This window comes from Photorhabdus sp. S10-54, assembly GCF_963878145.1.
In the GTDB taxonomy this organism is placed as follows: Bacteria; Pseudomonadota; Gammaproteobacteria; order Enterobacterales; family Enterobacteriaceae; genus Photorhabdus; species Photorhabdus kayaii.
The window spans coordinates 149,043-163,304 of the sequence record NZ_CAWNXG010000008.1 but is presented as its reverse complement, the minus strand read 5'-3'; the positions used below and the strand labels follow the sequence as shown (position 1 = coordinate 163,304).

The following is a 14,262-nucleotide window of genomic DNA, read 5'->3' as shown; positions in this document are numbered from 1 at the left end:
CCTGCTGATTACGGATATTGGTATCGACCATATCCTTGATCACTTGTTTGCAGTCATTCCCCTCGCAAGTGCGGGCTTGGTGCGCAAAGTTGTCCAGCTCATTCACGCTCAGGAAGTTATTCTCAATCGCATTCTTCCCGGCCTGGGCACCGGTGACGGCGCTGCCGGTGGAGTCTCCCGAAATGCCGCCTGCCAGACCTGCTGCCAGAGTGGAGAGGGTGCTGATGGTCTGTTTTTCCTCTTCACTTAAGTCACTGACTTTAGCATTTTCTCCATGAATATGCTTCATCAGTTCCCGGGCGGCCAGTTCACCGCCCGCCGCTCCTGCTGCCCCCGCCAGCGCATTGTTACCGCTGACTTCGGCGGCTACAGCCCCCAGAATGGCATGGGCCAGTGTATTAGTCGCAATATCCACTTCACCGGTTTTCGGGTCGGTAGTCAGGTCTTTAATCACGCCAGCCAGGTAAGGGGAAGCGCCGCCCGCCAGTGCCTGACCAATATTTCCGCCAGCGAGTCCCTGAATGGCCGCAGTAGCAGCTTGTAAAGCAGTGTGGTATTTGCCACCGGTGCCAAAGCCAGATTCATTCAATGCCTGGTTATAGGCAGTCTTGTAAATCTGGTCTTTAATGAGTTCCGGGGTGATGTCGGTTTTACCTTTATCCTCCAGTGCCTTGATGGCCGCTTTTCTATCCGGGTCACTGATGTTCTCCAGTTTGGCGTGGGCGGCTTTGGTGGCGATAATGGCTCCTTCGGTACTGGCGATATCAATCACCTGCGCACTGATTTCGCCAATCAGTTGGGCCTGTTTCAGTCGTTGTTGCTCTTTCTCTTTGTCAAAGATAGGGCTGAGAGCATTGTTAGCATGGTCGGTATCCCGGCTCAGGGTGGTGATATCCTGTTGCTGGTTGTCTTTATCCCGGATAATCAGGGCGCCGTCACTGACTGCGGCATGGGTGGTGCTTTGGGCATGGCCTTCCCGGTTAGCGCCGCCCAGGGTATTGGCGGCCATGTTACTGAGCAACATGCCGCCTGCTGAACCGCCGGTGCTGACACTTACGCTGTGGTGTTCGGTTTTAAAATCCGCTTTGTTTTTTATATCGCCAAAACCCAGAGTACCGGTATCGAGGGTGTTTTTGTCTTTGTCTGCGGTACTGGCAATCACTGCGCCGTCAAGCTGAGTGTGTTCCCCCACTTTCACTTGATAGCCGCCTTGGCCGGCGAACAGTCCGGTCTGCTCCTGTACGGAGTCAAAGTTGCTGTGGATTTTGTCGCGGCTGGCGCTGAGGTTCAATGAACCACCTGAGCCGATAGTGGCACTAACGCCGGCACTGACATTCTGCTGCTTCATATCGTAGCGGTTGCTGTCCTGCTCGCTACTGAGTGTCAGGTGGCGTTTGACGTCGGCGGTAATTTGTTCGCCGCTGACCTGAGCGCCCTTAAGCGTGGCATCTCGGCCGGCATTGATGGTGACGGTTTGCCCTGCATCCAGCGTAGTTTCATTATGGCTGACGTCGTTACCGCTTTCACGGCCTTTGCCGTAGTTGGCGCTGGCGGAGAGGTTGATACCCGTGCCCCCCGGTCCGGCAGTGAAACCGACGCCCAGTGAGCCCCCGCGACTGCTGTTTTTGCCGGTAGTTTGTTCGGTGTTCTGGCTGGAGGCGAGCTGGATATCCCGGCTGGCATTAAGTTGCAGGTCTTTTCCTGCCTGCAACTGGCCGCCCTGAATGCGAATATCGCCGTTCTGATCTGGTGTCCCGGCAGCGGTGAGGGTGAGATTATCCCCGGTCATCAGGCTGCTGCCCTGTTGAGTGGTCTGGTGCTGTTTCAGTTCTGACCGGGAGGACTGGCTGCCGTAGGAGAGGTTAACCCCTATCAGATTGTTATTGGCTTTGTCGTCACCGCCTTTGGCGTTGGCCAGACGGGCTGCCTGAACAGCCTGTACCCCGCTAAGAGCGGCTTTGGTGCCTTGTAAGGCTTTGATACGGCTGTCACTTTCATTGTTGGCGGCTTGAACCGTTTGAACAGCGGAATTCAGGGCCCCGCCTGCGGTGCCGGACAATGCCACGGTCAGACCGCTTTGTTTCTGTTCGGTTTTGGTGATAGCAGTGTGACTGTTTTCCGCACTGGTGATGTTAATGTTTTGACCGGAAAGTTGCATATCGCGGCCAGCTACCACATCACTGCCGTGAAGGTTGAGCTGTTTTCCGGCGTTGAGCGTGACATCACCTTGGCTGCTACCTACGGTGCTGCCTTTGTTGAGGTTACTGTCGATGTCGGTGGTGGATTTTTGGCTGGCTTTGCCGACGGTGAAGCCGATACCCCCGGTGCCCATCAGGCCGGATTTTTTCTCTTGTTTGAAGTGAGTTTCATGACGGGCTTCATCCGCAGTAGTGATGGTGAGCTGATTGCCTGCGGCCAGATTAACATTCTGAGTGCCTGCCACGTTACTGCCGATGATATTCAGGTCATTCCCGGTTTGTACGGTCACGCTGTCGCCACTAAGCGTGGTGCTCTGCGCCCGACGTTCATGCACCTCATCATGGGTTTCGACGGAGGATTTGGAGAGTAAGCCTTTACTGGTCTGTTTGCTGTGTTCTATCAGGTCTGATGAAGCGGTGCCAGCATCTAGAGTGATGTTGTTCCCGGCTTGGGCGGTGAGTTGTTGACCGGCGTTCACATTAGCCGCGGTAGCGTTCAGGTTGTTACCTGCTCGCAGTGCTAGGTTGCCCGCGGTGGTTATCTGGCTGCCAATGTCACGCTCCTGAGTCAGATGGCGATAGTTGTCGCTCCCCCAGTCACTGTTTTCTGTGCGATGAGTGCGCAGGGTGTCCAGAGTCAGGTCGAGGCCTGCCGTTATCTCTGTCTTACCGTCTTTGCCAGCATTATCTACTTCACTGGCAGTGAGGCGGATGTTGTTCAGGGCTTTCAGCGACAAGGTGCCGTTGTCATTCTGGACATAAATGCCAGCCGGCCGATCCAGCCAGCGGTCAATATTATCTTCGCGCAGGGTAGAGGCACTGGTGATATCCCGGTTTGCCAGTGCAGAAACGCGGTCTCGGCCCTGAATTTGTCCGCCGAGGTTGGTGATATTCTGCCGGGCGGTTAAATCCACTCTGCCGCCTTGGATAAAGCCGCTATTGGTCAGATTGTTCGCCGTCAGTTGGGTGACTTCACGTCCGCGGATAGTGCCGCTGTTGGTGATGTCTTTTTGGCTATTTATTGTCACGTTTTTACCGGAGAGCAGGGCGCCGTCACCGGTCAGGTCACCTTTATTCACGCGAGCGTAGACCTGCGGCACGGTGACCACCTGCGTTGTGCCGTTCGGCAGGGTCACGGTCCGGTTGGTCAGCCAGATAATGTCCGAGGTGAGCAGCGCCATTTGCGATGGGCTTAAGGCGATGCCGGGGGTAAGTTGTTGCTGTTTGCTGAAAGCAACGCCGGCTTCCATTAACGCTTTAAACTGGGTTTCATCGTTGTTGTGGCCGGCCAGATAACGCTGACCGGTCAATTGGGTAATTTGATCACGTACCAGACGCTGCTCGTAGAACCCATCTCCTAGGCGTTTGTGCGCCTGTGCTGGGTCACGGGTTAACTGTTGTTGCATGTAATCCGTGCCCAGCCACTTTTTGTATTGGGTGAATTTAGGGTCGGTCTCCACTAAATAATGGCTGTCACTGCCCGGCTGTACGACAAACAGGCTGTTGTCCGGCAGGCGGGTATCTGGAGCAACGATACGGATAAGGGGTTCGACGCTTTGACCTTTGACGGTATCAGACGGTAGCGTCAGTTCAAATTGTTGGCCTGTTGGTAACACCAGCGGGCGATCATCTAATGCACCCCTGTTTGGTAGGGTGACAGTGGCAGGAGGTAGTACCCGTTCAGTTTGTTGAATTGGTGGAAGTACTGGGTGTTCAGTCAGTGCATCTCTGTCTGGTAGTGCCACTGCGCCGGACGATAATATTTGCTCAGTCTGTTGGCCTGTAGGTGAAAGTGTTGGGTGTCCAGTGAGTGCGTCTCTGTTTGGTAATGCCACTGTGCTGGACGATAATACCTGCTCAGTTTGTTGGCCTGTAGGTGAAAGTAATGGGCGATCAATCGGTATATCCCTGCTAGGTAGTGTGATGGTCTCTGTAGGGATAGCCACAGTAGTTCCTAGGCCGTTAACCTGCAATGGTCGGTCGTCAGTTTGTGTCGGGGTACTGAGTGTGATGGTGTTAATAGTGGCGTTTGTCAGCGTGACATTACCCGCTTCTGCCATTCTTGAGAACAGGCTAATTCTGACAGGTGCACTCTGAACACTACTTTCTTGCCTGTCACCTATCGTTATGCCGGTGGCGTCAGGACGGGTATTGCCTTTCCAGGCCAAGGCTTTCAGGTCGATAGTTTCGGTTATCGGTGCCGGGTTATAATCGTCCCAGTCTTTTCCTTGGGAGGTTTTGGTTCCTCTGAATCGACGTTTTTTCTTTTTGGCATACCAGCGGATTTCGCTGCCTTCATCCGTGATAATACGTTCTCCTTTGGTGGAGTTATTGTGCAGTTCGTCAATATCACCGCCCAGTGTTGCGCCTGCCACGATTTGGCTGTCGTTGTTGGTTAGCATTGTGCTGTTCAGGGTCATATTACCCCCGGCCAGGATTTTACCCGGGTCACTCTCTTTTATCTGGGTTTCATTGACGGTACGGGTATATCGGTACTCGTAAAACTCATCATCGCTGCTACCATCCGGCATAACAGCGGTATGTACGCCGTATTTGTTGCTGTAGGAAGTGTCTACTTGTGACCAGTCATAGCGGGTGGTGTGGCCGCTCAATACTGCTTCATGACGCTGGGATTTTTCCGTTTCTACGATATGTGTCACTAGGCGATCGTTGGTATTGCGGATAATAGCGGCATCAATCCTTAGGTTACCGCCGGCTTCAATAGTTGCCGCATGGTTTTTGAGTTTACCTGCTTGACTGGTCGCCGTTAGGTTCTCATCCAGTTGTCCGCCAATGCGCATATCACCCACGCTGTAAATTTGGGCATGATTAAGGTTGTTGAGCGTCCCGGTGGCGATATCCATTCGGTCTCGGGCGGCAATGACGGAGGCTTTGCCATCTTGCGCCGTGTTGTTGAGAGTACCTGTTTCGAGGGCTATTTGATCACCGTAAATACGTCCGGTGCCGGTATTGTTCAGTGTCTTAGTGGTGAGATGGGTGAGCTCGCCGTCAATCAATCCAGTGTTGGTCAGCGTATCGCGGACGCTGACTTCGGTTTTCTTAGCACTGATTTTTGCTGTTTGGGTGTTAGTGAGGTTTTTGGCCTCCAGATGTAATGTTTGCCCAGTTTTTATTGTATTGTCGTTGGTGATATTGCCAGCGGTTTTTAGGGATAAATTACCGTTGGCAGTGATATTGCCGGTGTTGTGGAAATCCTGTTTTAATGCGATCTCCATATCGCCTTGCGATGATACCTGTCCGCTACCACCTAAGGTGCTTGCTTTGATGTTGGCATTTTCACCCGCAATCAGGGTGCCTTGTTGGTTGTCAATGGATAGTTGCTGTGTTTCGTCCTCGATAATGAGCTGTTTGCCACCAGAGATCAGCCCCTGTGTATTATTCAGCTTTTGGCTGATGTTAGTTCGCAGGTGGTTGGCTCCCCGTAATGCGCCTTGGGTGTTATCCACCTGTTGAGCTTTAATTATCAGGTTTTGGGCTTCAATCCCTTGCTCAGAGGAATTGGTTTCTCGGTTGATCAGTTGTGCGGTGGTCAGTGTCAGTTGCTGATTACTGTGGATAAAGCCGCTGGTGTTGTTGGTTTTTGTCTGGATATCGAGTTTAGCGTCTCCCACGGCTTTGATTTGTCCGCGGCGGTTGTCGAGTTGTTGGGTATTCAGGTTCATGGTGTCTGTTGACAACAGTTTACCATCTTGGTTATCTGTATCGGCTTGCCCGGTATTGATAGTGAGCTTCCCGCCTTGAATATGTCCGTGTTGATTATCCAGTTTGCTGCTGGTCACGTTAGTGTTGTCATCGCCAGTAATATGGCCATGCTGGTTGTCCAGTAGCTGCCCGTTTGTGTCAATATTGACGGTTTTCGCTGACTGTAATGTTCCATTGTGGTTGGTAAGCTTCTGGCTATGAATGTCCAGTCCACTGTTGCCGACAATTTTTCCCTTGTTATTGGTGAGGGCGGTGCTGGTAATGTTGGTTTTGCCGTCAGCGGCAATAAAACCGATATCGTTATTTAACTCACCGATACCTAGCGTCAAATCTCCCAGAGCAGAGAATTCACCTGATTTATCTTTGTCACCGTTGTTATCCAAGCGTTGGCCTTGGGTGTTGAGACTCAGGTTTCCATCAGAGTGGACGGTGCCTTGTTGGTTGTTGAATGCTTGGGTGATCAGTTTTATCTGTTGAGTGCCAACAATAGTGCCCTGGGTGTTATTCACGGCAGCAGTATTTAGGGTTGCGATTTTACGACTGGTAATTGTGCCGGCCTGATTATGTAAATCACTACTGGTAATCAGTATATCGTCTTGGCTGTGGATGCCGCCCTGATCACCACTATTGTTATTAGTCAGGGAATGGCCGTGTGTATTGAGAGTCAGCTTACCTTTGGATTGCAACAGACCGCCACTGTTGTCAGTTTGGTTCACCGATAGTGTCAGCTCACTGGTTTCGCTAGAGAGTATTCCGCCCTGGTTTTTCAGTTCACCGCCAGTAATCATCGTTGTTCCTGTACCTTTGATAAGACCATCCTGGTTGTCGATTTCTCCGGTAGTTAGGGTTAATGTACCTTTACTGATAACGCCACCAGTTTTACCGCTTTTGCTAGTGGTCAATTTTTCTCCGTGGGTGTCCAGCGTCATATCGCCGGTAGACTCTATTCGTCCGCTGGTACTGTTAAGTTCTCCACTATCGAGTTGCAGATTTTTCTTACTGAATATGGTACCGGCTAGATTGTTTAATGCCTGTTTATGAGTATCAATGTGAGTTTCATCACCACGGATATAGCCGAGATCATTGGTGAGTTCACCTATAATCAGTTTTAGGCTGTCCTGCGCGATGATTCCATCAAGTTCACCGCTATCGGTATTAGTCAGTTTTTGCTGTTGGGTATCCAGTTTCAGGCTAGCAGTGGATTGTATCAGCCCTCGTTGGTTGTTAACTGCTTTCGTCGTTAGATCTGCCTTGCCCTGCGAGAGGATTTTACCCCCGACGTTTTTGAGGTCCTGGCTAGTCAGTGTAGTTTCACCTTTTGAGCCTATCACACCAGCAGTGTTATCGATTTCACCGGCTGCTAGGGTCAAGTCACTGCCGCTGCGTATGCCAAAGTCATCTCCGCTTTGCGTATTAGTTAGCTTTTGGCCGTGGGTGTTAAGCGAAAGGATTGTTTGGGATTTCAGCAAGCCGCCAGTGTTATTCAGTTCACCGGTATTCATGGTGAGTTGCTGATGTTGGCTGACTATTTTACCGTCAGTGTTATTAACGGTTCCTGATGATGTCACTTCAAGTTGTTGGTTGGCAGCCACAATTCCCTTATGGTTATCGATGGCACCTGCGGTCATTGTCAGCGTTCCTTGGCTTGATATGCCTTGTTTAGGTTGGCTGTTGCGGTTGATTATTGTGCCTTGTAGTCCATCAAGGAGAAGATTTTTACCTGCATGGATAAAACCAGCTTCATTATTGATGCCTTGAGCGGTCAGGTTGACATTGCCTGTACTGGTTACGCCTCTGTTTTTGCCGCTGTTGATGTTGGTGAACAAGCCACCTTGCGTATTCAGTGTCAGGTCACCGGCAGATTTTAGTAAGCCGCCGCTGTTGTCAGTTTGTTTCACCGTTAATGTTAGCGCATCTTTTTCGCTGGCAAGTATCCCGCCTTGGTTTTTCAGTTCACCGCCGGTAACGATCGTTGTTCCTGTACCTTTGATAAAACCCTCTTGGTTGTCGATTTCTCCGGTGGTGAGGGTTAATGTCCCTTTACTGATAACGCCTTTGGTATCGCCGCTTTTGGCGGTGGTCAATTTTTCTCCGTGGGTGTCCAGTGTCATATCGCCGGTAGATTCTATTCGTCCGCCAGTACTGTTGAGTTCTCCACTGTCGAGTTGCAGGTTTTTCTTACTGAATATGATGCCAGCCAAGTTGTTTAGCGCTTGCTGATGAGTGTTAATGTGGGTTTCGTTACCACGGATATCGCCGCGATCATTGATCAGTTTACCGGTAGTCAGTTCCAAAGTATCTTTTGCAACGATCCCGCCGTTTTTACCGCTATCGGTGTTGGTTAGTTCATGCTGTTGGGTATCTAATTTCAAGCTGGTTTCGGATTGTATCAATCCGCTTTGGTTGTTGACTGCTTGTGTTGTCAGATCGGCTTTTCCTTTCGAGAGGATTTTACCGTCGGTATTGTTGAGGTTTTGGCTAGTCAGCAAGGTTTTGCCTTGGGAATCTATCTTGCCAGCGGTGTTATCAATTTCACCAGCTTTCAAGGTCAGGTCACTGCCGCTGAGTATGCCGTGTTTCTTCCCGCTTTGCGTATTAGTCAGCTTTTGGCCGTGGGTATTGAGTGAAAGCGTTGTTTTGGATTGCAGCAAGCCACCGGCATTATTCAGTTCGCCGGTATTTAGTGCCAATTGTTGATGCTGGCTGACCATTTTACCGCCAGTGTTGTTAGCACTTCCTGTTGATGTCACGTTGAGCTGCTTATCGGCGATGATCCTTCCCTGTTGGTTATCGATGGTTCCCGCAGTTATTGTCAACTCTCCCAGGCTTGAGATCCCCTGTTTAGGTTGGCTGTTACGGTTGGTTATGGTTCCCTTCTGCCCGTCAAGGGTTAGGTTTTTATCAGCATGGATTCGGCCTGCTTCATTATTGATACCTTGAGCGGTCAGGCTGACATTGCCCTCACTGATTATGCCACTGGTTTTGCCGCTATTGATGTTGGTCAACAGACCACCTTGCGTATTCAGTATCAGGTCACCGGCGGATTGCAGTAAGCCGTCGCTGTTGTCAGTTTTGTTTACCGTTAATGTCAGTGCGCCTTTTTCGCTGGCAAGTGTTCCGCCTTGGTTTTTCAGTTCGCCACCGGTAACAGTCGTTGTTCCTGTAGCGATAATCACACCGCCTTGGTTGTCAATTTCACCGGTGGTCAGGGTCATTGTCCCTTTACTGATAACGCCGCCGGTTTTACCGCTTTTGGCGGTGGTCAGTTTTTCTCCGTGCGTGTCCAGTGTCATATCGCCGGTAGACTCTATTCTCCCACCAGTACTGTTGAGTTCTCCGCTATCGAGTTTTAGATTTTTCTTACTGAATATGGCGCCAGCCACATTGTTTAGCGCTTGCAGATGGGTGTTAATGTGGATTTCGTTACCACGAATATTGCCGCGGTCATTGATCAGTTTACCGGTAGTCAGTTCCAGGGCATCTTCCGCGATGATCCCACTGTTTTCATCGCTATCAGTGCTAGTTAGTTCATGCTGTTGTGTATCTAATTTCAGACTGGCTGCGGATTGTATCAGCCCACGTTGGTTGTTGACCGCTTGTGTTGTCAGATCGGCTTTTCCTTTCGAGAGGATTTTACCGTCGGTGTTGTTGAGGTTTTGGCTAGTTAACGTGGTTTCGCCTTGGGAATCTATCTTGCCAGCGGTGTTATCAATTTCACCAGCTTCCAGGGTCAGGTCACTGCCGCTGAGTATGCCAAGGTCATCCCCGCTTTGCGTATTAGTCAGCTTTTGGCCGTGGGTGTTAAGAGAAAGGGTTGTCTTGGATTGCAGCAAACCACTTGTGTTATTCAGTTCACCGGTATTCATGGTGAGTTGTTGATTCTGGCTGACCATTTTACCGCTGGTATTATCAACGGTGCCTGTTGATGTCACGTTGAGCTGCTTATCGGCGATAACTCTTCCCTGTTGGTTATCGAGGGTGCCCGCGGTTATTGTCAACTCTCCCTGGCTTGAGATCCCCTGTTTAGGCTGGCTGTTGCGGTTGGTTATTTTGCCTTGTTTCCCATCTAGAGTCAGGTTTTTATCCGCATGGATCCAGCCCGCTTCATTATTGATGCCTTGAGCCGTCAGCTTGACATTGTCTGCACCGATTATGCCCCCGGTTGTGCCACTGTTGAGGTTAGTCAGTAGCTCACCTTGTGTATCGAGTGTCAGATCACCCGCGGATTTCAACAGGCCGCCGCTGTTGTCGGTTTTTTTCACGGTCAATGTGAGTGTGCTGGTTTCACTGGCGAGGGTCCCGCCTTGGTTTTTCAGTTCACCACCGGTAACGGTGGTTGTTCCTCTACCTTTGATAAAACCATCTTGGTTGTCGATCTCGCCGGTAGTCAGCATCAATGTTCCTATACTGATAACGCCACCGGTATCACCACTTTTGGCAGTGGTCAGTTTTTCTCCGTGCGTGTCCAGTGTCATATCGCCGGTAGACTCTATTCTCCCGCCAGTACTGTTGAGTTCTCCGCTATCGAGTTTTAGATTTTTACTACTGGTTATGGTGCCAGCCACATTGTTTAGCGCTTGCTGATGGGTGTTAATGTGGGTTTCATCACCACGGATAGATCCACGGTCATTGATCAGTTTACCGGTAGTCAGTTCCAGGGCATCTTCCGCGATAATCCCACCGTTTTTACTGTTATCAGTGTTAGTGAGTTCATGCTGTTGTGTATCTAATTTCAGACTGGTTGCGGATTGTATCCGTCCGCTTTGGTTGTTGACTGCTTGTGTTGTCAGATCGGCTTTTTTCCGCGAGAGGATTTTACCGCTGGTGTTGTTGAGGTTTTGGCTGGTCAGCGTGGTTTCACCTTGTGAGTCTATCACGCCAGCGGTGTTGTCAATTTCACCGGCTTCTAGGATCAGATCACTGCCGCTGCGGATACCGCGTTTTTCTCCGCTCTGTGCGTTAATCAGTTTCTGGCCTTGGGTGTTGAGCGACAGAGTTGAGCCGGATTTCAGCAGACCTCCGGTATTGTCAACGGTCCCGGATGTCACGGTGAGTTGTTTATCCGCTTCTACAGATCCTTGATGGTTATCAATAGCATTTGCCGTCAGCGTTAAGTCTCCTGAGCTACGGATACCCTGATTAGGCTGGCTGTTGCGGTTGGTTATCGCTCCCTTCTGTCCGTCAAGGATCAGGTTCTTACCCGCATGGATTAGGCCCGCATCGTTGTTAACGCCTTGGGTCGTCAGCTTCATGTTGCCTGTGCTGATTATGCCTCGGTCTTTGCCGCTGTTGGTGTTGGTTAGCAGCCCACCTTGCGTATCCAGTGTCAAATCACCCGCGGATTGCAGTAGTCCACCGCTGTTGTCAGTGTTGTTTACCGTTAATGTTAGTGAGCTGGTTTTGCTGACCAGTTTTCCTCGTTGGTTGTGGAGTTCTCTACCCGTTATCGTTGTCGTCCCTGTTCCAGTGATGGTGCCATCGTGGTTGTCTATCTCGCCTGTCTTTAAAGTGAGTGTTCCCTTACTGGTCACGCCACCAGTGTCGCTGCTTTTTGCGGTGGTGAGCTTTTTCCCGTGGGTGTCTAATGTCATGTTGCCATCAGATTTTATTTGTCCACTGGTACTGTCGAGTTCTCCACTGTCAAGTTGCAGATTTTTCTTGCTCTCTATGATGCCTTTTGGGTTGCTTAGCCGTTGTTCATGGGTGTTGATGTGAATGCCATGACCAAGGATAACGCCCGAGTCATTAGTCAGTTTACCGCTGGAAATACGTAATGAGTCTTTGGCAATAATACCGCCAGTTTTGCCACTGTCGGTATTGGTCAGGGCTTGGTTTTGGGTATCCAGCAACAGGCTTGACTCTGATTGGATCTGTCCACGGGTGTTATTTAATGCCTGTGTGGTCAGTTCCGCCATCTGTTGTGATAAGAGTTGGCCGTCGGTATTGTCAACGTTACCGGCGTTAAGGGTGGTTTTTCCTTTAGCAGAGATGATGCCGGCGGTGTTGTTGATATCCCCTGTACGGAGTTCCAGATTGCCAGTGCTTAATATGGTGCCTTTTTTGATCTCTTTTTCGTCACCATTTTTAGTGTCTTTAGTGTTAGTCAGTTTCTGTCCATGAGTATTGACTATCATGTCATTGCCAGATTGTAACAAACCAGACGTGTTATCCAGTTCACCGCTGTTTAGGGTGAGTTTTTCTTGGGCAATAACTTGTCCCGCGGTGTTGGTGAATTTATGCCCTTTGGTTTGGCTGTCTATCTGTTGAGCCAGTAATGATCCTTGATGGTTATTCAACGCCTGACTTTTTGTGGTGAGCGTCGTTTTGGCTTCGATTCGTCCGTCAACGTTTTCAATGTTTTTCGCAATGATCAGCTCTGTGCTGCCACCGGTTGCAGCGATTTTGCCTTTGCTGTTATCCAAGGTAGTGGCATTGATTTTCAGGTTGCCATTGCCTTTAATCTCGCCATTTTGGTTATCCAGCGTATTAGCAGTCAGGGACATTTTGTCCTTGCCCTGTTGCTGCATTACTCCACTCTGATGGCTCAATGTGTCTGCTTTTATTGTAATTTTGTCGGCAGTAGTGACTGCTTCTTTATTCAGTTGTAGGTTGTGGGCTTGTATATCCAGTTCACCGTTGGAGAGCAGCTCGCCTCCGTCACCTATCCACTGATGGGTGTTGAGTGACAGTTTACCTTTACCGGCGAGTTGAATTGTCCCACCTTCCGTGTTGTTCGCCTCCTTGTGGACGGTTAGGTTCAGATCATCCCCATTATTGGCGATTTTTCCATGACGGTTGTCCAGATTGTTTGTGGTGATAGCCAGCCGTTTCCCCTCATTGAGAATGGTCCCGTTGTGGTTACTCAGTGTTTGGGTGTTCAGTACCAGCTCTCCTTTGCCGGTTTGATTAATTTTCCCCTGCTTGTTGGATAAGTCTGGAGTCGTTAAGTTGATTTCTCGTGCTACCAGTGTGCCGCCGTCATTGTTAAATTGGCCGGGTGTTTTAGCTGTAAAGCGGTCAGCGGTGACTGTAGCGTTGGCGGTGCTAATCTCTTGCTGATTGGCAGCGAGTTGAATGTTGTTGGCAGAAGTTTGGCTGCCGCTGAGATCAATTTTTTTACTCTGTACTTCCAGAGTATTGGTCGCCAGGTTTTGTCCATTGGCCTGAATTTGCTGTTTGGCGGTCAGTGTCAGCGATCCGGGCAGCGTGGCTTTCCCTTTATCATCAATTCCGGCGGCCAGAATACTGCCTTTGGCACTCTGTATCGACTCCGCTTTGATTGTGGTATGACTTCGTGCAGCAATTGTGCCACTATTCTCAATCCGTCCATCAACCGTGAGGCGGACTTCACCGGCGATTGCTCCGATGTGGCCGACGTTACGTACCCCTACACCAAATTCGGTACCCACCAGCACGATTTTATTGGTGTACATGCCACCGAGTGCGGCTACGTCCAGCGTAAATGATGGATTCTTGCTGCCGTCAGCAGATTTTTTCTTAATGTTCTGGTGAGCAGCATCAACGATATTACGTCCGGTTGTGATTTTTAGATCTTTCGCGTGCAGTTTGCCGTTGATTACCACCGAGCGGGCAATAATTTCGGTATAATTTTGTTGTGAACTGTCTATTCCCAGCTCTTCAATGCGCACTTCTCCCCGCTCAATATCAAAGCCTTTCAGTCGGCCTTGTTCCATCATGGCCTGTCCTGTGGTGAGTGTTGCGCGATGGGCGTTAATGAATCCACAACCGTTGCAGGTGATGCCCGCCGGGTTGGCAATAATCACGTCGGCTTTTTGTCCGGCGACTTCTATCCAGCCATTAAGTTTACTGGCGTTAATGCTGTTCACTTCATTGAGAATGATTTTGGCTTCCGCTTTGGCAAGCCACGGATTTCCTGCCACCATACCGCCTAGTTGAGTTTGGACAGCATTGTGACTGTTGTTAAGGATGACGCCTCGTTTATCGATATCAAATTGGCTGTAGGTATTACGCGAGATACCCGCGGCGTTAGGGGTCTGAATATCGATTTGTGGCGTACCGTTTGCACTGTTCAGGATAGTCGGTTGCTGATTACCCGGTGCTTGTCCGTCGGCTACAATATTGGCCTGCGCTGTTAGGGAGATGCAGCCGGTTGCCAATAACAAACTCAGTCGTAACGCTGTTAACCGGCAAAGGCATTGTGGTAATTGCCGACGACTGCGGCGGCGTACCGTACTACCTTGCCCGGAAGTTGCAATATCGGCCACGACCATCAACATGTTCCGGGCTTTGTTAAAGATAATACGATACAGATGCTTGTTCATTGTTTTTCTCCACTAACACTTTTTATCTGCGATAATTT

1 protein-coding gene is annotated in these 14,262 nt (G+C 50.1%); it reads right to left on the bottom strand.

Going from position 1 to position 14,262, the window contains the following annotated elements; genetic code table 11:
• The coding region (locus tag AACQ83_RS06635) for a hemagglutinin repeat-containing protein (RefSeq protein WP_112886939.1) at positions 1 to 14,224 on the bottom strand (14,224 nt) is incomplete at its 3' end.
• Positions 14,225 to 14,262 lie beyond the last annotated feature (38 nt).